This is a genomic window from Lentzea sp. NPDC051838 (assembly GCF_040681245.1).
Lineage (GTDB): Bacteria > Actinomycetota > Actinomycetes > Mycobacteriales > Pseudonocardiaceae > Lentzea.
This window is the reverse complement of the sequence record NZ_JBFAYI010000001.1, coordinates 255,851-276,511: the sequence shown is the minus strand read 5'-3', so window position 1 is coordinate 276,511 and position 20,661 is coordinate 255,851. Positions and strand designations below refer to the sequence as shown.

Sequence of the window (20,661 nt, the reverse complement as noted above, 5' to 3'; positions counted from 1 at the left end):
CATGGGGCACCACGGATGGCAGGGCAACCCGCCCGGCACGGAGCAGGAGGCACGCCGCCGGATCGTCGAGGCGGCGACGGCGTGCCTGGACCGCGCCGGACTCGCCAAGACCAGCCTGTCCGACATCGCGGCCGAGGCCGGCGTGACCAGGCAGACCGTCTACCGCTACTTCCCGCGGCTGGCCGACATCCTGGGCGCCGTCGCGATCGCGGGCGTCGAGGAGTTCGCCGTCCGGATGGAACGCCACCTGACCTCGTTCGGCAGCCCGGCCGAGGTCGCCGTGGAGTCGGTGGTGTTCGGCGTGCGGGCCGTCCCCGCGGAACCTCGGTTGAGTCTGCTCCTGCAGGCCGGTGAGGAGGACTTCTTCACCGGCGCGGTGACGTCTCGCGAGTGGCTTGCTCTGGGCGCGCGGATTCTGCGGAACGTGCCGGTCGACTGGGCTTCCGCGGGGGTGGTCCGCGACGAGGACTTCGCCGGGCTGGCCGAAGTCCTCATGCGGCTTTTCCTGTCTTTCCTGCGGAATCCGTCGGATCCGCCGCTGTCGGACGACCAGCTGCGTGCCCTGGTCGGCCGCTGGATCGGGCCTTCGCTAGCTTCCTAGCTGCGGCGGGGTGTCGGTCGCGCCCCACGTCCTGTTCGGGGTGGGGCCGACGACGTAGGTCAGCTTCCCGCCGTCGCGCACCAGCGATTCCGGCACCCACGCCCGGTTCTGGGGCGTGCCGTTGAGCGTCATCGACTGGATGTACTTGTTCTGCGTGCTCGTCTGCGGTGCTTCGATGACGATGGTCTTTCCGTTGCCGCGCTTGATTTCCGTCCTGGTGAACAGCGGCGTGGACAGCACGAGCTCGGCGCGGCTCGGGATCTGCGGGTAGATGCCCATCGCGGCGAACAGGTACCACGACGACATGGTGCCGAGGTCGTCGTTGCCGGGGATGCCGCCGGTTCCGGTGGTCCAGAGCGTGTCCAGGATCTGCCGCACGGTTTCCTGCGTCTGGTACGGCCTGCCGAGGTAGATGTACTGCCACGGCGTCTGGATGCTGGGCTCGTTGCCTGCGTCGTACCGCGTCGGGTCGTTACCGCTGAGGTCCCAGTTCCCGTTCTGGTCGTGGAAGAAGCCGTCGAGCCGTGCCGCCGCGATGGATTTGCCGCCCATCGCCGCAGCCAGTCCCGTGACGTCGTGGTAGACCATCCACGTGTACTGGGCGCTGGTGCCCTCGACGAACCCCGTCCCGGTGCCGGGCGTGAAGTTCGGCGCCCACGTGCCGCTCGACGACCGGTTGCGCATGTACTTGACGCTCGGGTCGAACACGTTGCGCCAGTACGCGGCGCGCTGCTCGAACAGCTGCTGCTTCGCGGTGTCGCCTTGGCGTTTCGCGAGCTGTGCCAGCGCGTAGTCGGCGGTGACGTCTTCCAGCGTTTCCGCTGCCGCGCCCCAGCAGTGGCAGTTGTTCGACGGCACGTAATGCAGGCTCATGTACCGGTCGAGCGACGGACGCTGCCCAGGACACTGCACCGGGCACCCGTTGTCCTGGGTGTCGTTCGCCGTCGGCACGGTGGCCGCCTTCACCAGCGACTCGTACGCCTTCTGGACGTTGAAGTTCTCCGCCCCGAACGCGTACATGCCCGCGACCGTCGGCGCGGACGGATCACCGGACATCACCGCGGTCTTGCCGTTGTTGTGCAGCCAGCGATCCCACTCGCCGTTCCGCTGATCCGCGTAGTTCAGCAGCGATTGCGCGTAGTCGCCCGCCTTTTGCGGCTCCAGCAACGCGAGCATCTGCACCTGCGAGCGGTAGACGTCCCAGCCGGAGAACGTCCCGTACTGCGCGGCTTGTCCGGGGGTCAGTTTGTAGGTGCGCAGGTCCGAGCCGAGGTACTCGCCGTTGACATCGTTGGCGAGGCTCGGCTGCAACAACGCGTGGTACAGCGCGGTGTAGAAGACCGTGCGTTGCTGCGCGGTCCCGCCAGTCGTCTGGATCCTTTGGAGCTGCTGCTCCCACTGCTGACGCGCACTAGCCTTGATCGTGTCGAACGGTGCCGTGTTCTCCTGCGCGAGGTTCGCCTGCGCGTTCTGCAAGCTCACGTACGAGATGCCGACCCGCGCGGTGACCGTGCCAGGCTTCTCAAAACCCACGTAGCCGCCCGACCCCTTGCCCGCGCGCTGGGTGAACCCCTCGCCCCCTTGGCCGGTTGTGATGCCAGGACTCAGGGTTCCGTCGCGCCACGTGCCGTAGCTCGTGATCGGCTTGTCGAACTCGGCGGTGAAGAACAGCCGGTAGTACACCCGCTGGTTCGCCGCGCCGCCCGACGTCCGCCCGCAGAACCCGCCGCTCTCGACCGACCCCGTGACCCTGCGCCCGGCCGGGTCGATTCTCACGCTCGCGTTCCCGCTGCCGTTCAACGAGTTGGACGTCCGGAACAGCAGATTCGCCTTGCCGTTCACCGGAAACGTGAACCTGCCGGTGCCGGTGCGCTCGGTAGCGGCCAGCTCGACGTTCACCCCGTCGTCGAGCCCCACCCGGTAGTACCCGGGCTCGGCACTCTCGTTGGTGTGCTTGAAGTTGGTCGCAAAGATCTGGTCGGTGCTGTCCTTCGAGGGCGACGACGTCACGTCCCCGGCGAACGGCATGATCGGAATGTCGCCGGACGCACCCGGCGTGCACCCGGTCCCGTTGAGGTGCGTCAACCCGAACCCACGGATCCTGGTGACGTCGTACTGGTACCCGCCCGCCGCCCCGGCACTCGTCTGGTCACCGCGGGTCGTAGTCGGACTCCACGACAACATCCCGAACGGCCGCACCGCCCCGGGATAGACGTTGCCGGCGTTCGTGGTGCCGATGAACGGGTTCACGAGACCGGCCAGATCCTGTTGCGCCGCAGCCGGCGACACCGCTGTCACCGTCGCCGCGACCGTCGCGCACAGCACGAACAGCGCCTTGAAACGCATGGTTCCCGCTCCTCACCGCGGCGGCGGTCCGTGACAACGTTGTCAAAGCTCGAGTCTCACGCGGGTTCAGCTTGGCAGGTCGTCCGGGGGCCGCCCACCGCCAAAAGAAGGCCGGGAACTGGGCCGGTCCGGCGCAGGAGCGAGGTGCGGGGAACAAGGCGCGAGGAGCGAGGTGAAGGAGGAGAGGCAGGAGCGGCCGCCACCCATCTCCCCGACCCGGATCCTCGCCCCTGCCAGTCAGGCCGCCACCCTCTTCGCAGCCGACTTGGCTTGCCGCCAGTCCCACCAGATCGCTCCTGCCGTGATCACCGCGCCAGCCGCCTCCCACACAGCAGCGGCGGTGTAGGCCGACGACGCTCTCCCGTTCGCCATCATCGTCAGGAACCCGATCGCCTGCGCCGACCGAGTCGCGACCGTCAGCGCGGGAAACCAGGACCAGCCCTTGGCCACCCCGAGCAGGTAGATCGCCCCGGTGTTCATCGCCGCCACGGACGAGCTCGTCATCGTGACCCGAAGCGGGTCATCCGAGGCGTGGTCCGCGGGGTTCAGGCCGACGGCGGCGAGCTGGCTGTCCTGGTTCACCAGCCCCATCACGCCGAGCCCGAGCGCGATCAACCCCGCGGCACCCACGGTCCATCCCGCCTTGGTGTGCTGCTGGAACAAACTCATCTCCACTCCTCCAGAATCGCCGCACGCCAGGTGCGCAAGGTCTTGGGCAGAACGTTGACGCCGACCACGCCGACAAGGCGCCCGGCTCGGCGGTAAGCCGCGAGAAAGCTCCGGCTGTCCAGGTCTCCGCCGACCACCTCGACCGAGTCGTGGTCGCGCAGGTGGCCGTAAGCCTGGATCTTCAGGTCGTACTGGTCGGACCAGAAGTAGGGCACCGGGGCATACGGTTGCGGAGGCCCTAACAGGTTGCGGGCCACTGCCATGCCCTGTTCCGCCGCATTCGTACGGTGCTCGACGCGCATCGGAACGCCGAACAACGGGTTGTGCCAGGAAGCCACGTCCCCGACGCCGTAGATGCCAGGCGCCGCCGAACACCACGAGTCGCACACCAGGCCGTCGGAGAGCTGCAAACCGCTGTCCTGCAACCATTCGACGTTCGGCACGCAGCCAATGCCGATCACCACTACGTCGGCGCCGACCACAGTTCCGTCGGACAGCCGCACACCGGTGACGCGGCCGTCCGAGCTGCACACCTCCCGCACGCCGACGCCGGTCCACAGGTCGACTCCGTGCGAGCGGTGGACCGAGGCGATCACTCCGCCGAGCACAGGGCCGAGAACCCGCGCCAGCGGAACAGGCGATGGTTCCAGGACGGTCACGTCGACACCCAGGCCACGCGCGGTCGCCGCCACTTCCGCGCCGACGAAGCCCGCCCCCACCACGACCAGACGCCGACCGACGACCAAACTTTCCTTCAACGCCAACGCGTCTTCCAGCGTCCGTACGAAGTGGACACCACGCGCGGAAGCGCCAGGCAGACTGCGCGGGCGCGCACCGGTGGCGACTACCAACCCGTCAAACGGAACAGAACCATGAGAGGCACGCACGACGCGCTCCGACAGGTCGAGCCCGGTGGCGGCAACTCCCAGCTGCAGGTGCAGACCCAAAGCCTCGATCTGCCGGGCCGAACGCAACAGCACCTCGTTCGCCGCGAGCCGACCCGCGAGCACCTGTTTCGACAGCGGCGGCCGATCGTACGGCAGGTAGGCCTCGTCGCCGATCAGCGTGATCGAGCCGGCGAAACCCAGGCGCCGCAACGCTTCGGCGGTGGAGAGCCCACCGGCCGAAGCGCCGACGACGACAATCTGCTTCACGACGTCACGTGAATCGCGGCGGCCGGGCACACCAGAGCGGACTCACGGACGCCTTCGTGCAACGCGGGAGGCGGCGAGGAGTCCAGCAAGACCACCAAGCCGTCGTCATCGCGCTGATCGAACACGGCAGGCGCGATCAGCACGCACTGCCCGGACGCCACACACCGGGGAACATCCACCGAAACCTTCATCACCACTCCACCGGCATCCGAGCCGGGCCGTATGCGGCCGCGGTGTGCTTGTAGGTCACGGAGCCGGCCACGCGCAGGGCAGGCAGGCGGCGGAACACCTCGGGCAGAACGACCTGCAGCTCCATCCGGGCCAACGGCTGGCCGAGGCACTGGTGGATGCCGTACCCGAACGCGACGTGCTGCCGCGCGTTCGGCCGTGCCAGGTCCAGCACGTCCGCGTCCGGGAAGACCGCCTCGTCGCGGTTGGCGGAGTTGAGCATCACGATCACGCCCTCCCCCTCCCGGATGGTCACGCCGCCGACCGGGATGTCCGACGTGGCCACCCGGCCGAGCCCGGACTGAGCGATCGTCAGGTAGCGCAACAACTCCTCGATCGCGCCGACCGGATTCTCGAGGAGCAGAGGGAGCTGCTCGGGGTGCTGGAGCATGGCCAGCACCCCGAGGCCGATCATGTTCGCGGTCGTCTCGTGACCCGCGAACAACAGGAACGATCCGACGTCGGCGGCGTCCCTCGTGGACAGTTGCCGCCCCAGCCGAGTGATCAGGTCGTCCTGCGGCTCCCGCAGCCGCCGCACGACCAGATCCTCCAGGTAGTCGCTCAAGGCCTGCTGAGCGGAAGCCTTCTGCTCGCCCGTCACCGTGCCCTCGATGAGCACGCGCGAGTGGTGCTGGAAGAACTCGTGGTCGGCGTACGGCACCCCGAGCAGCTCGCTGATCACCAGCGACGGCAACGGCAACGCGACGTGCTCCACGAAGTCGGCAGGCGACCCCACCGATACCATCCGCTGAAGCACCCCGTCGAGAATCTCCAGAGTCGGCGCGCGCAGGGCCTCGATCTTCTTGACCATGAACTCGCGCGTCAGCACCTTGCGGAACACGTCGTGCACCGGGTCGTCCTGGAACAGGAAGAACCCAGGCGGCATCGCGACGTGCGACCGGGTCGGGAACGCGGGCCGCGACATGTCGGTGCTCGTGGCGGAGTGCGCCAGCACTGTGCGCGCGTCCTCCCAGCGCGTCACCAGCCACGCATCCGGCGCGCCGGAGCCGAGCGAGATCCTGGTGATCGGGGACTCGTGCCGAAAGCGGGCGTATTGACGCGGTGGATCCAATGGCGCATCGTTTTCGCGAGCCATTGACAAAATCTCGACGTTGGACACACCGCCAAGCTAGACACGAATCTGAGAGCGATCAAAAAACAATCACCATGTAAACGCGGCAAACCCGCTCGATCACCATGTGATCGGCGTTTGACAATCCCAGAAGCGGTCACTTGAATTCGAATTCGTGACCACCCTCGACCAGCTCGCGAAGAGCAGCAACGTCAGCCTCACGACGTTCCGGAAAGACGGCACCCCGGTCGCGACCCCGGTCGGCGGTGTCGTGGCGGACGGAACCCTGTACATCCTCAGCTACGCGAACACGGGCAAGCTCAAGCGCCTGCGCAACAATCCGAAGGTGATCGTCGCGCCGTGCGACTCGGCCGGCCGCATTCCCGCAGGCGCCGAAAACCTCGAAGGAACCGCCAGAATCCTCGACAAGCAGGAAACCGAGCACGCTTACCAGCTGATGGCCCGCAAGACACCGCTCGCGAGGCTTGCCCGCGCCTGGTACGTGATTCGCCGCAAGCAGGACCCGTGGGTGGGCGTCGAGGTGAAGTTCTGAGCACCGCGGGCCAAACTCGGCACGTGGACGAGCCCTCGGTGACCGGCACGCAAAGCGTCTTCCGCGCGCTGTCGATCATGCACGCCTTCAACGCCGCACGCTCCACGCTCACCGGCCCGGAAGTAGCCGAGTTGTTCGGATACTCGCCGCCCACTGCCTACCGGCTGCTGCGCGCGTTGGAGGCGGAGAACTTCCTCATCTACGACCCCAACGCACGCTCGTACAGCCCAGGCCCGGAGATCCTCCGCCTGGCAGGCGTGATGCTGCACCGCGACGCCCTCGTCGCCCAAACCCAGACCACCCTGATCAGGCTGCGCGCGCTGACCGGCGAGACCGTCGCCATCTACTGGCGCCTCGGCAACAAGTGCACCTGCACCCAGGAGATGCCCAGCCCGCAGCCGACGCGCATCGAGGCGGGCATCGGCGTCGACTTCCCGCTGACTCGTGGCGCCGCGGGCAAAGCCCTCCTGCTCGACCTGCCCGAAGCCGAAGTGCGCGACCTGCTCGCCGAACCGGACGTGCCGGCACCGATCGGTGGCGCCCGCACCCTCCTCGCCGAACTGACAGCCGCGAGGAAACGCGGCTACACCGTTAGCGGTGGCGAGACCATCGAAGGATCGGTGTCGATCGCGGCGCCCATTCCGTGGGTGCGCCAAGGACTCGCGGCCTACAGCGTGATCGCACCCGAGTCGCGGTTCGGCCCGCGCGAACGGGACGCTGCCGCCCGCACCCTCGTCGAGGAGATGGCCCGTCTGCGCTCGATCTTGCAAGGCAACACACCTCACTAGAATTGATTTCGGTCAACACTGAAGTCACTGAGCTAGCTGGCTTTGCTCAATGAGAGCCAGGGCGTAGTCTGGCTATACCTAGCAATAGTCAGAAGGGGACCTGCCGTGAGCACCACCGCCGTCATCGTCGACGCCGTCCGCACCCCGCTCGCCAAGGGCAAGCCCGGCGGCGCCTACTCCGAGATCCACCCGGTGGACCTGCACAGCACGGTTCTGAAGGCGCTGGTCGACCGCACCGGCATCGACCCCGCCGCGGTCGACGACGTGATCAGCGGCGCGGTCGGCCAGGTCGGCGAGCAGTCCGGCAACACCGCTCGCTGGGCTCTGCTCGCGGCCGGGTTTCCCGAGTCCGTGCCGGGTGTGACGGTCGACCGGCAGTGCGGGTCGAGCCAGCAGGCGCTGCACTTCGCGGCGCAAGGTGTGATCGCCGGGGCGTACGACGTCGCGATCGCGTCGGGCGTCGAGTCGATGAGCCGGATCCCGATCGGGTCGCAGACGCTCGGCAAGGACTTCGCCGGACCCCGGGTCCACGCGAAGTACGGCCTGGTGCCACAGGGAATCAGTGCGGAGCTGATCGCGCACAAATGGGACCTGAGCCGCGCCCGGCTCGACGAGTTCTCCGCCGAGTCGCACCAGCGCGCGGCGCGAGCGTGGAAGAACGGGCTCTTCGACTCGCAGATCACCAAGGTCAACGACCTGGGCGTCGACGAGACCATCCGCCCCGACACGACCGCCGAGGTGCTCGCCGGGCTGCGGACCGCGTTCCGCGACGAGCACTGGGAAACCCGGTTTCCCGAGCTGGACTGGCGCATCACGGCCGGCAACAGCTCGCCGGTCAACGACGGTGCCGCGGCGGTGCTCGTCACCAGCGAGGAGGCGGCGAACCGGCTCGGCCTCACCCCGAGGGCTCGCGTGCACTCGTTCGCGGTGGCGGGCGACGACCCGATCTTCATGCTCACCGGGATCATCCCGGCCACGCGGAAGGTGCTCGCGAAGGCCGGACTGTCCATTCAGGACATCGACGTCTTCGAGGTCAACGAGGCGTTCGCGCCGGTTGTGCTGGCGTGGCAGAAGGAGACCGGCGCGGATCTCGCCAAGGTCAACGTCAACGGCGGCGCCATCGCGATCGGCCACCCGCTCGGCAGCTCGGGCGCGCGGCTGATGACGACGCTGCTCAACAACCTCGAGCAGACCGGTGGCCGCTACGGCCTGCAGGTCATGTGCGAGGCGGGCGGGCTCGCCAACGCCACCGTCATCGAGCGGATCTGAGCTCGACGGCCAGGCTGTCCGGGCTCACGGGCCCGGCGGCCGGGCCGATCTGCACGGTCACCGGCTCCCCCGTCGCCGACGACACCACCTGCAGCGGGCCGCCGTCGGACTGCAGGTAGGTGTCGCCCCACTGCATCAGTGCGACGATCACCGGCAGCAACGCACTTCCTTGCTCGGTCAGCACGTATTCGTAGCGGGTGCGCGCGCCCGGCTCCTGGTACGGGCGCTTCTCGAACAGACCGGCGTCCACCAGCTCCTTGAGACGCTTGGCCGCCACCGCCTCGGTGATCCCCACGCGCCGCACGAAAGCGTCGAACCGCGTGGTGCCGTAGAAGGCTTCGCGCAACAGCAGAAGCGCGGACTTGGTGCCGATGACGTCCAGCGCCAGCGTCACCGAGCAGCGTTGCGGCTGCCACTTGTCCAATGCGGCCAACGGTCCGCGCATCTCCATGGGCATACTCTGACTTTACCGCAGCAAACCCAGCTTCACTTCACGGTCTTCATCGGAAACTGGGAGTTCGTGCGCGCCACGCCCGGCAGCCCGGTCAGCGCGGACATGTAGAACTGCTCGTACGCGGCGATGTCCGCCACCGCGACCCACAGGTGGTAGTCGGGCTGGCCGAACATCCGCGAGCACGACTCGACGGCGTCCATCCCGGCGATCTGTTCCTCGAACGCCTCGATCGTCGCCGTGTCCTGGGCGGCGAGGTCGATGTGCACGAGCACGCGGAACCCGCGGCCGAGCGCGACTGGGTCCACGGCCGCGTGGTACCCGGTGATCACCCCGGCCTCCTCCAGCGCCCGCACCCGGCGCAGGCACGGCGACGGCGTGAGCCCCACCTTGTCGGCCAGCTCGGTGTTGGTGAGCCGCCCGTCCTCCTGGAGGTGGCGGATTATTGCGCGGTCGATGCGATCCACAGGTCAATGATGCCACCGGTGGCCCCAATCGCAGCACAAGTAGCAATCGCGTGCTCTGCCAAGTTTTCTAATCTGCTTGTTGTGAACGAACTTCTGCTGACCGACGACGAACGCGACAAGGCCGGCACGCGCCTGCTCGCCCTGCTGGACGGCTACGAACGCGGCCTGCCCAAGGCCGACATCCTGCCGGAACCGGACCGCGCTCGACTCGCCGAACTCCTCGCCACCCCGATGCCGGAACAGGGTCTGGGAGTCGACGCCGTGTTCGACAGCTGGGAGAGCGCGATCCTGCCCAACTCGACCACGATCGCGCACCCGAGGTTCCTCGCCTACGTCCTCGGCCCGCCCCACGGCATCGCCCCGTACGCCGAGGCCGTGGCCGCCGCGCTCAACCAGAACTGCAACTTCTGGCAGCTCTCCCCCGCCGCCAGCGTAGTCGAACGGTCGGTGCTCGAATGGCTCGCGAGCGTCATCGGCTTTCCCAGCAGCAGCAAGGGAATCCTCACCGGAGGCGGGTCACTCGCCACGCTCCAGGCACTCGCCACCGCGCTCAACGACCGCGTGCCGGACTTCCACGCGAACGGCCTGCAACGCGACGCTCCCCCGCTCGTCGTCTACACCTCCGTCGAGGCGCACCGCAGCGTGGACAAGGCCGCCGCGATCCTCGGCATCGGCCTGGACAACGTGCGCCACATCCGCACCGACGACCAGCACCGCATGGACGTTCAAGCGCTGCGCAAAGCCGTCGAAGAGGACCGGAAGGCCGGGCTCCAGCCGTGGTGCGTCGTCGCCACCTGCGGCACGGTGTCGACCGGCTCGGTGGACCCGCTCGACGCCATCGCGAAGACCTCTGGCTGCACGTCGACGGCGCGTACGGCGCGCTTTTCCTGCTGTCCGACCGCATGCGCGACCTGATGGGCGGCTGTGCCCGCGCCGACTCGATCACCCTCGACCCGCACAAGCTGCTGTTCGCGTCACTGGAAGCAGGCTGCCTGCTCGTCAAGGACGGCGCGAAACTCCGGGACGCCTACGCGTTCGACTCCTCGTACCTGACGGTCGCCGACGACCCGCTGATGACCGACTACATGGACTACGGGCCCCAGCTCTCCCGCAACTTCAAGGCTTTCAAGGTGTGGAGCGCTCTCCAGGCGTTCGGCGTGGAATCTTTCCGCACCGCCAACGAACGCACCCTCGACCTCGCCCAGCGGCTCGCCGCGGGCATCGAGGCCACGCCGGGACTCACCCTGCTCGCACCGGTCACCCTCACGGCCGTCTGCTGGCGGGTGGAGGGAGCCGATCACACGGAACTGCTGAAGACGCTGGCGGCCGAGAACGTCGCCCTGCTCGGACCCGTTGTCGTGGCGGGGAAACGGGGCATTCGCGCGTGCATCACGAACCACCGCACCACCACCGCCGACATCGACCTGATCCTCGACCGCCTGCGCCGGCTCAGCCCGCGAACCGCCCAACAGCCACGAACGCGGCCAGCAGCAGCAGAACCACGTTGACGGGCAACGACTTCGTCTCGCCCAGCTTCAGGTGCACGCGAGCCGCGCCCACCTGAACGATCACCAGGCCGACCGCGGCGATCGGCGTCAGCACCGGGGCGATGCCGGTCAGCCAGGGCAGGACGAGACCGAGCGCGCCGAGCACCTCGACCGCGCCGATCCCCTTCACGGCGCTGTCGCTCATGTCCTTCGCCCAGTTGAAGTTGCCGGACGCCACCATCTCCTCGCGGGAGCGCACGAGCTTCATGAGCCCTCCCGCGAGGTAGGCCGCCGCCAGCAGACCCTGCACCACCCACAGCGCGATGTTCACCGCATACTCCAATTCTTACGACTTGTGCGTAACCTCATGGTCTGTGAGTTTTGGAGAGCTGCAAAAGGCACATCGATGTATGTGTCCAGGAAAGCGAGGTGGCGTGTGACCGGCATCACCCGACCGCGGACCTGCCCGCCGCAGCTGAACGACGGCGGCGCGGTCCGCGAGGTGTTCGACCGCATCAGCGACAAGTGGAGCCTGCTGGTGATCGGCGCGCTCCGGGAGGGCCCGCTGCGGTTCGGCGAGTTGGAGAAGGCGATCAACGGCATCTCCCAGCGCATGCTCACGCTCACGTTGAAGCACCTGGCCGAGAGCGGCCTGGTCAGCCGCACCGCGTACGCCGAGGTGCCGCCGCGCGTCGAGTACGAGGTGACGCCGCTGGGCCAGACGCTGGTGCCGCTGGTGATCGCGCTCGCCGAGTGGGCGATCGAGCACCGTGACGAGATCAACGCCAACCGCACGGGCGCGCTGCCACCCACCCCGTGCTGAACTGCGGCATCATCGCCGGGTGGATCGCCGCAGGTTTCTGAAAGCCGCCGGGCTCGCGGGTGCCGGCGCCGCGCTCGCCGCGTGCACCTCGCCGTCCGGTGCTCCGGTCACCACCACCCCTGTGTCCACTTCGTCCGTTCCGAGTGGACCGCCGGACTGGACCGCTCTGCGCTCGAAGATGTCCGGCAAGCTCATCCTGCCCGGCGAGGACGGCTTCACCTACCAGGGCTTCAACCCCGTGTGGGACAACCGCAAGCCCGCCGCGATCGCCCGCGTCGCCTCGCCCGCGGACATCCAGGCCTGCCTCGAAGCGGCCGGGAAACGCGTTCCCATCGCGGCCCGCAGCGGCGGCCACAGCTACGCCGGTTACTCCTCGCCGGAGAACGGCCTGCAGATCGATCTCCGAGAGCTCGAGGCCGTCGAGATCCTGCCGGGCGACCAGGTCCGCGTCGGCGCGGGAGCGCAACTCGGAGACGTTTCCCGGGTGCTCGCCGCCTCCGGCCGCGCGCTGCCCACCGGTACGTGCCCGACCGTGGGCGTCGCGGGTCTCACGCTCGGCGGCGGCATCGGCGTGCTCTCCCGCAAGTACGGCCTGACCTGCGATCACCTGGTGTCCGCGACCGTGGTGACGGCGGACGGCCGCGTGCTCACCGCGTCGGCCCAGCAGGAACCCGACCTCTTCTGGGCGTTGCGGGGTGGAGGTGGCGGCAACTTCGGGATCGTCACCGAGTTCGTGTTCACCACCGTGCCCGCGCCGAACGTCACCGTGTTCTCGCTCCAGTACAACGCGGGTGCGACCGCGGACGTGCTCGGCGCCTGGCAGACGTGGATCGCGGACGCTCCGGGAGAACTGTGGTCGAACCTCGTGGTCCGCGGCGGCGCCCAGCCGACGTGCCGCGTCGGTGGCTGCTTCATCGGTTCGGTCGGCGACCTGGCGGCGCTGGTGAGCGGCCTGCCCGCGCCCGCGAACCGGTTCATCCAGCCGCAGAGCTACGCCGAGTCCGTGCAGTACTTCGCGGGCAGCGGGATCGAGCACGAGTCGTTCGTCGCCTCCTCGCGCATCGTTCGCGAGCCGATCGCCGACCCCGCCAGGGCAGTCGCCCTGATGAACGGCCAGTCCGACGAGTCGTACCTGATCTTCGACGGGCTCCGCGGCGCGGTGGCCGCCGTCGCCAACGACGCCACGGCGTTCCCGCACCGCACGGCGCTCGCGTCCGCCCAGATCTACTTCAAGACGCCACCGGAGAGCGCTCCATCGACCGCGGAGGCGATGGGCCGGGTGCGCGACGGTCTGGGCGACCTGGTCGGCGAGACCGGGTACGTCAACTACATCGACCCGAAGCTCCCGAACTGGGCTCAGGCGTACTACAGCGGCAACCTGCCACGGCTGAAGGAAGTGGCCGCGAAGTACGACCCGGATCGTGTCTTCGCGTTCGCGCAAGGAATCGGCGCATGAACGCCCTGGTAATCGTGGGCGCGTTCACCTGGGGAGTCTGCGCATGAACGCCCTGCTCGTCGTCTGCGCGTTCACCTGGGGAGTCCGCGCATGAACGCCCTGATCCTCGTCGACGCGTTCACCTCGGGAGTCCGCGCATGAACTCGCTGTTGCTCGCCGCGGCGTTCGCCATGGTCGTCCGGTCCCTGGCTGCGGAGCGCCTGGACCGCTGGTACCTCGGCGCACCGATCCTGATGGTGCTGGCCGGTGTCGCCGTGGGGTGGTTCAACGAGAGCGCCATCGCCGAGGGCCTCAACACCGAGTCGGTGCAGCACGCGGCGGAGATCATCCTCGCGGTGCTGCTGTTCGTCGACGCCACCGAGGTGCGCGCGGGCCGTCTGTGGGGCGCGTACCCCGGGCTGGTGGCACGCGTGCTGCTCGTCGCCATGCCGGTGAGCATCGCGCTGGCCGCCGTGGTGGGCTGGCTGCTGTTCCCGAGCCTGTCGTGGGCGGCGCTGATCCTGGTCGCGTGCGTGACGGTGCCGACGGACTTCGCGCCGGCGGAACGGGTGGTCCGCGATCGGGCGCTCTCGGTGCGGGTGCGCGGCACGCTCAACATCGAGAGCGGCTACAACGACGGCATCGTCTCGCCGCTGTTCCTGTTCGCGCTGATCCTGGCAGGTGACGAGTCGCAGGAACGCACGCCGCTGGAGGCACTCGGCACGGTGCTGCCGTTCGCGGTCAAGGCGATCGTCGCCGGTGTCGTGATCGGCGCGCTGCTCGGCTGGCTCATGGACCGCGCGCACCAGGCAGGGTGGGTGAGCCCGCAGTCCGCTCGCGTCGCGGTGCTGCTCGCGCCACTGCTGACCTACACCGCCACAGTCGCGATCGACGGCAACGGCTTCGTCGCCTCGTTCGTCTGCGGTATCGCTTTCCGTTACGTGCACCGGTTGTTGAAAGCGCGAAGGATCCACAAGGGACGGTCGGAGGCCCGCTCCGACGCGCTCGACACCGACCTGCACCTGCTGGAGGACGTCACCGGCGTGCTCACGATGACCATGTGGTTCGTCGTGGGCATTGCCTCTGTGCTGATCTTCTGGGACGGCGTCACGTGGCAGGAGGTGCTCTTCTCCGCCGCCGTGCTCACGGTGATCCGGCTCGTTCCGGTGTTCCTCGCGTTCCTCGGATCGCGGTTGTCCGGAAAGGAACGCCTGCTCATCGGATCGCTGGGACCGCGCGGCACGACGACGATCGTGTTCGGGTTGCTGGCCTACAACAAGCTGCCGCTGGGCAAGGCCGCCGACACGATCCTGACGATCACCGTGATCTGCGTGCTCGGCAGCGTGGTGCTGCACGGCATCGGCTCCGGGGCGATCGCGCGGCGGCTCACCTCGAAGAAGACCTGAGCTCGGCGATCACGCCGGCCAGTTCCGCGACGGTCTCGGTGGCGAGGTAGCGCCGCAGGTCGAGCCGCACGTTCCAGCGCGGTTCGACCTGCGCCAGCAACCGCAACGCGGCCATGCTGCTCCACTCCGCGAGCTGCTCGAACCGGGACTCGCCGGTGACCTCGCTGGTGCGGGAGACTTCCGCGACCAGGGGGACGAGGTCGGTCAGCACGTCAGACATCAGCGGTCTCCTCGATCAACGTCGCCCACGCGGGTTTCAGTTCGGGTGGTGGGCTCAACGGCAGGCCGAACCCCACCGACTCGTGGAACGCCGCGGCGGGCTGGTTGCGTTCTGTGGCAACGAAAGCGGCATCCAATCGGGTTGCACCGGCAGTGATCGCGCGGTTCACCACGGCCTGCAGCGCGGTGTGCTCGACGCCGCGCGAGAACACCCGGCAGCTGAGCACGAAGTTGTCGATCGTCCACGTCTGGCCGCAGCTGACCCAGATCCCGCCGACCACTCCTTCGTCGCCGAACCGGTCGGACACCTCGATCGCGAGCAGCAGCCGTTCGGGAGACTCCGCGTACTCGCGCGTCTCCGCCTCGGAATGCGCGCCTCGCACCAGCACGAACTGGTTGGTGCGCAACGACAGCTGCACCAGCCTCGGCAGGTCGTAGGTGGTGGCCTCGCTTACGCGCACGACGAGCCCCAGCCCGTGCAGGTACTCCTCCGGCGAGCTGAAAGCGGCGGACCTGTGTCGTTCCCGCCGCGCCCGGTAGAGGTCGGTGCGCGACCGGTCGGTCTCGGTCGTGTCCAGCACGGCGAAGTGGTCGTCCGCGAGGACGAGGTCGCTGAAGCCGGCCGGATCCCCGTCCAGCGGCACCACCCGCACCTGCGGCAGGGCCTGGCGGACCAGCTCGCGTTCGAACCTGCTGTCATCGGCGAAGACGAACGAGTCGAGCCCGACGTTCAGCTCCTGAGCCAGCTCCCGCAGGTTCTCGTCCTTGGGCCGCCAGTTCACCGCCCGCGCCACGAAGTCCGGCGCCCGCAGCACCATGCCGGGATGCTCGGCCAGCAGCGCGTCCACCACCTCGGCGGAGTTCTTGCTGGCCAACGCGAGCAGCACGCCCTGACGCCGCAACGCCAGCGCCCGCCGTTGCAGATCCACGTGCGCGTTCCCGGGGTAGAGCGAGCCCAGCCCGACGCCCTCGTCGCCGACCACGCCGTCCCAGAGCGTGTTGTCGCCGTCGACCACGAGCACCTTCGCCGAGCGCCCGGCCACCGCCCGGCAGAACGCGGCAGCCTCCCTGGCGTAGGCCCGCTCGGTCGCGGCGCTCCAGGCCATCGCGGCGTACCGGTAGAGCCGGTCGTCCCTGACCGGTCCCTCTTCGTCCACGAGCAGCGCCTCGAAGTCGAGGACGTACACCGACGGATGCCGTTCGGGCAGCTCCAGCAGTGCTTGGTTGAGTGTCCGCCACAGCCGGCCCAGCAGCGCACGACCGCGGTACGACACCACAGTGCGCTGCTCCACCCTGGACAGCGGCACGGTGTGCAGCACCACGGTTCCCCGTCCGGCGACCGCGGCCTCCAGCGACGCAATGCGTGCCGTCACCGCCTGCTCCACGTCGTCCAGCCGCGTCGGATCCCAGCCCTGCGGCAGGAAAGCCCCGTCGTGGAGCAACACCAACGTGACGTCGGGAGCGAAGCGGGCGAGCCCCGAGTCCGGCGCCGTCAGCTCGGTCTCGACCTGGCCGAACGGGCACAGGTGCAGCTCCGCCTCGATCCCGGCCTGTTCCAGCGCGGACCGCAACGGCGGCAGCACTCCGTCGGCGGTGAACGTGGCCGCCACAGCCACTTTCAGCGTCATCCTCACACCTCGATCAACGTGCAGGTCCAGTGCATTCCGCTGCCCGTGCTGGTCAGCGCCACCACCTCGCCCTGCTTGACGAGATCGCGCTCCACCAGCCACTTCAGCCCGAGGATCTGGTCCGCGCACCCCAGATGCCCGTGTGCTGCGGCGACATCGGCGTTCACCCTGTCCAGCGGCAACCCCAACGCCTTCGCCAGGTCGCCCAGCGCCGTCACGTTGTCGTTGAGGTGCACCACCCGCGCCACCTCTGCGACCCCGGCCCGTTTGCACGCCCGCTCCACGACCTCGCGGGTGCGGTCGACGGTCATCCGCGCGAACTCGAGCATCGCGACCACGTCCTCGTCGAAGAACTCCGAGAGCCGGGTGAACGGATCACGCAGCCGCGGCGGCTCCGCGGTGAACGGCTTGGCGGTGCCCCCGTCCAGCCGGAAGTAGTCGGCGAACCGGCCGTCGGTCAGCGTCTCGGTGACGCGCCACCGCAGCCGTTCCTCGTCCCGGCGCACCACCGCGGCGGCCGCACCGTCGCCGTTGACGCAGGTGTTGGCCGCCATCCGGTTCACGTACGCCTCGCACACCCGGTTCGCCCCCACGATCAACGCCGTCCGATGCTCCGGATGGGTCGCGAACCGGCCGGCGACCGTGTCGAACGCGGTCACCGCTCCCCCGCACGCCTGGTTGACCAGGATCGCCTCGGCTCCGAACGCGCCGATGCGGTACTGGCAGGCGGCCGCCGGATCCCAGTACAGGTGCTCGGCTATGTCGGAGATCGCCAGCACCACGACGTCGATCTCGTCCGGGCTCACGCCGGCGGCGTCCAGGGCTCGTCGCCCGGCGGTCACGGCGAGATCGGTGATGCCGGTCGAGTCAGGGGCTCGGTGGAAGGTCCGGTATCCCCAGCCGGAGAGCTGCCGCTGGTCGGTGATGTAGGAGGACGCGACATCGGCCACGGAGACCGGATCGCCGAGGGCCACGCCGAAGCCGGCCACACCGAAGCTCATGGCGACACCACCGAACCGGATTCCCCGCTCCTCATGACCGCACCACCAAGGCCTCCCGATCCCGCGACCGAGCCCCGTCCACAATGGACCGGGCGATCTCCCCCGCCCGCACCGCCACCGTCGACAGCAACCCGGAGCTGATCCCGTGCGAGTGCTCCGTCGGCCCCTGCAGGTAGATCCGGCACGACACCTCCGGCACCGTCCGCACCCGGTAGTCCCGCCCCACCACGGGCCGCCCGAGCTCATCGCGCACGCAGTACTCCCCCAACTCCCCCAACAACGAGAACACGTCAGCCTCGCGATACCCCGTGGCACACACCAGGAAGTCCGCCTCCAGCGACGACCGCTCCCCGGTCGCCAGCGACACCACGTCGGCCACCACCCCGTCCGGCCCGGATCGCACCTGGTCCACAGTGGACAGGTTGAGCACCCGCAGCCGCTGCTCGCCGGTGACCAGCTCCTGGTAGCCACGCCGGTACAGCTCCTGGATCAGTTCCAGGTCCACCACCGAGTAGTTGGTGTTGCGGTGGTACGCGAGCACGCGTTCCTTGACCGCGTCCGGAGCGCCGTAGAACGTGTCCACCGCGGCCGGGTCGAACACCCTGTTCGCGAACGGGCTGTCGTCGGCCGGCGAGTAGCCGTAGCGGCCGAACACCGCGCACACCTCGGCGTGCGGGTAGCGGCGGTGCACGTACTCGACCACCTCGGCCGCGCTCTGGCCGGCGCCGAGCACCACGACGCGGCGCGGGTCGGTGTCCACCTTCTCCAGGCGGGACAGCAGTTCGTCGCTGTGCCACACGCGGTCCGACGGCTCAACACCAGAGGGCAGCACTGGACGCAGGCCCGTCGCCAGCACCAGGTCGCGGCACCGGACCCGGCCACCGAGGCTGGTGACGACCTCGACCTCGTCGACGCCGGCCCCACCGACGATCGGCCGGACGCTGACGACCTCGGAGCCGTAGGAGACCTGCTCGGAGAAACAGCCCGCCACCCACGACATGTAGTCGTTGAACTCGACCCGCGACGGGAACAACGTCTTGTGGTTGATGAACTCCACCAGCCTGTCCTTGGCCGCCAAGTACGACAGGAACCCGAACTCGCTGGTGGGGTTGCGCATCGTCACGAGGTCCTTGAGGAACGACACCTGCACGGTGGCACCGTCCAGCAGCATGTCGCGGTGCCAGCAGAACCCGTCCTGGCGTTCCAGGAAGCGCGCCGTCACCCCGTCGCGCTCGGCCAGTGCGACCGCCAGCGCCAGGTTCGCCGGGCCGAAGCCGATGCCCACGACGTCCGCGACGTCCACCCGCGAGCGGATCAGCAGCGCCGCTTTCTTGTGCGGGAACACCACTTCTCCCGCGTGCTGGAACCCGGCGTTGCGAAACGCCCGCTGCGACGCCACGTTCACCACGTTCGGCTCCGCCACCACCTGCGAGCACTCGGGTTCGGCGGCCAGCAGACCGTCGGCCACGGCCCGCAGCAGCGCACTGCCCAGGCCACGCCCGATGTCGTGCGGCTCGCCGATGGCCACGTGCACGCCGAGGTCGAAGCGACCGGCCGGGTAGTGCGCGGCGAGCCGGTCGCGCACCACCCGGTAGATCTCCAGGTACGCCAGCGGACGCCCGTCGTAGGAAGCCACGCAGGGCACCGAGTGATCGCCCGCGACCTGCCGCGCGATCTCCTCGGCCCACCGCTCGCGCGACCACGCCTGGTCCCACGCGGTGGCCACGTGCGGCTTGCTCATCCAGTCCGCCACCAGGCCGGCGTCGTCCGGACTCAGCGGCCGCACGGTCCACGGCGGCGGCAGCACCGGCAACGGCGGTCCGCCCGGCTCGGGATATGTCATCACCACTCCTCAGGCCTCTCGCAACGCACGTTGGCCGAACCCGATCGCCGCCGTCACCAGCACACCCAGTCCGCTCACCAGGAACGCGGCCGGCGCGCCCACACCGACCACCACCGTGCCGACCAGCACCGCCGACAACGGATAGGCGCCCAGCGTCACGGCGGAGAACACCGCCATCACCCTGCCCCGCACGGCCGGTGGGGAGATCTGCTGCAGGATCGTCACCGCGAGGATGCTCAAGATCCCCGCCACAGCACCCAGCACGAACATCGCCGCCATCGGCGCGACCGGTTCCGGCAGTCGCGGGAACAGGATCAGCACCACGCCGTGGACCACCAGCAACGCCACCGCGGCCAGGCCGCGCCGCCGGAAACCCCACAGCAGACCGGCGATCAGCGTTCCCACGAGCAGTCCGGCACCCTGCGCGCCGAGCAGCACGCCGAACACCCGCTGGCCGTCGGCGGACCGTTCGTCCGCGAGCACCGGCAGGGCGACGTTCAAAGTGCCCGCCGATGCCAGGTGCAGCACGCCCGCGATCAGCGTGATCGACAGGAAGAGCCGCGATCCCCTGGCGAACGACCAGAACCCGCCGTTGCCCTCCTCCTCGCGCACTCCCGGGCGTGAACGCAGGAACAACAGCGCACAGCCCGACAGCGCGAACGTGACCGCGTCGATCGTCAGAACGGTGGGAGCACTCAGCGCCGCGCTGGCCAGCCCACCGACGAGCGTACCCACCATGACGGTGAACACCAGCAGCCCCTCACCGATGGCGTTGCCCGCGGCAAGCTCGTCCTCCTCGACGAGCGCGGGCAGCACCGCCCAGTACGCCGGCAGGAACACCCCGTCCAGCGCGCCGAGCAGCACGACACCGATCCCGAAGTGCAGCAACGAGAACTCGTCGCCCGCCACCAGGAACGCCAGCACCGCGAGCAGCGCGGCCCGCGCCACGTCCGTGAAGAGCATGACCGTGCGCGGCTGCCACCGGTCCGCGAGCCACCCGCCGAGCGGCGACCCAACCATGCGGGCGACCCCCAGGGCCGTGAGCATCGCGGTGAGGTCGGCCGCGTCGCCGTGGCGCAGCACCACGAACGGCAGTGCGACGACGAGCAGCATGTCGCCGAACGTCGACAGCATCTGACCGCCGACCAGCCACCGGAACTCGGCGTGCCGCAGCGGCAGGAACACGCCGCGCACGGACACCTCGGGGTTCGCCCGCGTCAC

General features: G+C 69.0%; 20 protein-coding genes and 1 pseudogene. 8 read left to right on the top strand and 13 right to left on the bottom strand.

Features of this window, described 5'->3' with window-relative positions:
• Position 1 precedes the first annotated feature (1 nt).
• On the top strand, positions 2 to 601 hold the full coding sequence (locus AB0M24_RS01070) for a TetR/AcrR family transcriptional regulator (RefSeq protein WP_363759047.1): 600 nt from the start codon (positions 2 to 4) through the stop codon (positions 599 to 601).
• Here AB0M24_RS01070 and AB0M24_RS01065 read toward each other — a convergent pair.
• The 5 genes from AB0M24_RS01065 to AB0M24_RS01045 all read right to left on the bottom strand — a co-directional run bounded on the left by AB0M24_RS01065 (position 590) and on the right by AB0M24_RS01045 (position 6,070).
• A complete protein-coding gene (locus AB0M24_RS01065) occupies positions 590 to 2,947 on the bottom strand; it encodes a GH92 family glycosyl hydrolase (protein ID WP_363759044.1) in 2,358 nt (785 codons plus the stop codon). The genes AB0M24_RS01070 and AB0M24_RS01065 overlap by 12 nt on opposite strands.
• Positions 2,948 to 3,184: 237 nt before the next feature.
• Positions 3,185 to 3,616 carry a hypothetical protein gene (locus tag AB0M24_RS01060; RefSeq protein WP_363759041.1) on the bottom strand — a complete coding sequence of 144 codons (432 nt, stop codon included), beginning with the start codon at positions 3,614 to 3,616 and terminating at the stop codon, positions 3,185 to 3,187.
• On the bottom strand, positions 3,613 to 4,770 hold the full coding sequence (locus AB0M24_RS01055) for an FAD-dependent oxidoreductase (protein WP_363759038.1): 1,158 nt from the start codon (positions 4,768 to 4,770) through the stop codon (positions 3,613 to 3,615). Before AB0M24_RS01055 ends, AB0M24_RS01060 begins: the two co-directional genes overlap by 4 nt.
• Positions 4,767 to 4,961: a ferredoxin gene (locus AB0M24_RS01050; RefSeq protein WP_363759035.1), complete on the bottom strand. Its 195-nt coding sequence runs from the start codon at positions 4,959 to 4,961 to the stop codon at positions 4,767 to 4,769. The genes AB0M24_RS01055 and AB0M24_RS01050 overlap by 4 nt, the downstream gene beginning before the upstream one ends.
• Positions 4,961 to 6,070, bottom strand: coding sequence for a cytochrome P450 (locus AB0M24_RS01045; RefSeq protein WP_363759032.1), 1,110 nt, complete (start codon positions 6,068 to 6,070; stop codon positions 4,961 to 4,963). The genes AB0M24_RS01050 and AB0M24_RS01045 overlap by 1 nt, the downstream gene beginning before the upstream one ends.
• Before the next feature lie 175 nt (positions 6,071 to 6,245).
• Between AB0M24_RS01045 and AB0M24_RS01040 the strand changes: the two genes are divergently transcribed.
• From AB0M24_RS01040 to AB0M24_RS01030, 3 genes are all read left to right on the top strand, one after another.
• Complete coding sequence (locus AB0M24_RS01040; protein WP_363759029.1) at positions 6,246 to 6,623, top strand: PPOX class F420-dependent oxidoreductase; 378 nt, start codon at positions 6,246 to 6,248, stop codon at positions 6,621 to 6,623.
• 23 nt (positions 6,624 to 6,646) lie between these two features.
• Positions 6,647 to 7,411 carry an IclR family transcriptional regulator gene (locus tag AB0M24_RS01035; protein WP_363759026.1) on the top strand — a complete coding sequence of 255 codons (765 nt, stop codon included), beginning with the start codon at positions 6,647 to 6,649 and terminating at the stop codon, positions 7,409 to 7,411.
• Positions 7,412 to 7,516: 105 nt separating this feature from the next.
• Positions 7,517 to 8,680 carry an acetyl-CoA C-acyltransferase gene (locus AB0M24_RS01030; RefSeq protein ID WP_363759023.1) on the top strand — a complete coding sequence of 388 codons (1,164 nt, stop codon included), beginning with the start codon at positions 7,517 to 7,519 and terminating at the stop codon, positions 8,678 to 8,680.
• Here AB0M24_RS01030 and AB0M24_RS01025 read toward each other — a convergent pair.
• Together AB0M24_RS01025 and AB0M24_RS01020 are read right to left on the bottom strand one after the other, a co-directional pair.
• Positions 8,664 to 9,131, bottom strand: coding sequence for a helix-turn-helix domain-containing protein (locus AB0M24_RS01025; protein WP_363759020.1), 468 nt, complete (start codon positions 9,129 to 9,131; stop codon positions 8,664 to 8,666). The two genes, AB0M24_RS01030 and AB0M24_RS01025, sit on opposite strands and share 17 nt — an antisense overlap.
• A 35-nt stretch (positions 9,132 to 9,166) precedes the next feature.
• Positions 9,167 to 9,598 (bottom strand): Lrp/AsnC family transcriptional regulator, encoded by a 432-nt coding sequence (locus tag AB0M24_RS01020; protein WP_363759017.1) that lies wholly within the window; start codon positions 9,596 to 9,598, stop codon positions 9,167 to 9,169.
• Between the two features lie 6 nt (positions 9,599 to 9,604).
• On the opposite strand from AB0M24_RS01020, the pseudogene AB0M24_RS01015 reads away from it, so the two are divergent.
• Positions 9,605 to 11,106 (top strand): annotated as a pseudogene (locus AB0M24_RS01015) (pyridoxal-dependent decarboxylase).
• Here AB0M24_RS01015 and AB0M24_RS01010 read toward each other — a convergent pair.
• On the bottom strand, positions 11,048 to 11,416 hold the full coding sequence (locus tag AB0M24_RS01010) for a DoxX family protein (protein ID WP_363759014.1): 369 nt from the start codon (positions 11,414 to 11,416) through the stop codon (positions 11,048 to 11,050). The pseudogene AB0M24_RS01015 and the gene AB0M24_RS01010 sit on opposite strands and share 59 nt — an antisense overlap.
• Before the next feature lie 105 nt (positions 11,417 to 11,521).
• On the opposite strand from AB0M24_RS01010, the gene AB0M24_RS01005 reads away from it, so the two are divergent.
• The 3 genes from AB0M24_RS01005 to AB0M24_RS00995 all read left to right on the top strand — a co-directional run bounded on the left by AB0M24_RS01005 (position 11,522) and on the right by AB0M24_RS00995 (position 14,749).
• Positions 11,522 to 11,908, top strand: a complete 387-nt coding sequence (locus AB0M24_RS01005) for a helix-turn-helix domain-containing protein (RefSeq protein WP_363759011.1) — start codon at positions 11,522 to 11,524, stop codon at positions 11,906 to 11,908.
• A 19-nt stretch (positions 11,909 to 11,927) separates the two neighbouring features.
• A complete protein-coding gene (locus AB0M24_RS01000; RefSeq protein ID WP_363759008.1) occupies positions 11,928 to 13,364 on the top strand; it encodes an FAD-binding oxidoreductase in 1,437 nt (478 codons plus the stop codon).
• 137 nt (positions 13,365 to 13,501) lie between these two features.
• Complete coding sequence (locus AB0M24_RS00995; protein ID WP_363759005.1) at positions 13,502 to 14,749, top strand: cation:proton antiporter; 1,248 nt, start codon at positions 13,502 to 13,504, stop codon at positions 14,747 to 14,749.
• Here AB0M24_RS00995 and AB0M24_RS00990 read toward each other — a convergent pair.
• From AB0M24_RS00990 to AB0M24_RS00970, 5 genes are read right to left on the bottom strand one after another with little or no spacing between them, the layout of a single operon-like run.
• Positions 14,730 to 14,969 carry a hypothetical protein gene (locus AB0M24_RS00990; protein ID WP_363759003.1) on the bottom strand — a complete coding sequence of 80 codons (240 nt, stop codon included), beginning with the start codon at positions 14,967 to 14,969 and terminating at the stop codon, positions 14,730 to 14,732. The two genes, AB0M24_RS00995 and AB0M24_RS00990, sit on opposite strands and share 20 nt — an antisense overlap.
• The gene (locus AB0M24_RS00985; protein WP_363759000.1) at positions 14,962 to 16,596 is read right to left on the bottom strand and encodes an HAD-IIIC family phosphatase; all 1,635 of its coding nucleotides are present in this window, start codon (positions 16,594 to 16,596) and stop codon (positions 14,962 to 14,964) included. The genes AB0M24_RS00990 and AB0M24_RS00985 overlap by 8 nt, the downstream gene beginning before the upstream one ends.
• Positions 16,597 to 16,598: 2 nt before the next feature.
• Positions 16,599 to 17,597 (bottom strand): 3-oxoacyl-[acyl-carrier-protein] synthase III C-terminal domain-containing protein, encoded by a 999-nt coding sequence (locus tag AB0M24_RS00980; RefSeq protein ID WP_363758997.1) that lies wholly within the window; start codon positions 17,595 to 17,597, stop codon positions 16,599 to 16,601.
• Positions 17,598 to 17,628: 31 nt separating this feature from the next.
• Positions 17,629 to 19,440, bottom strand: a complete 1,812-nt coding sequence (locus tag AB0M24_RS00975; protein WP_363758994.1) for a GNAT family N-acetyltransferase — start codon at positions 19,438 to 19,440, stop codon at positions 17,629 to 17,631.
• Positions 19,441 to 19,449: 9 nt separating this feature from the next.
• Positions 19,450 to 20,661, bottom strand: coding sequence for an MFS transporter (locus tag AB0M24_RS00970; RefSeq protein WP_363758991.1), 1,212 nt, complete (start codon positions 20,659 to 20,661; stop codon positions 19,450 to 19,452).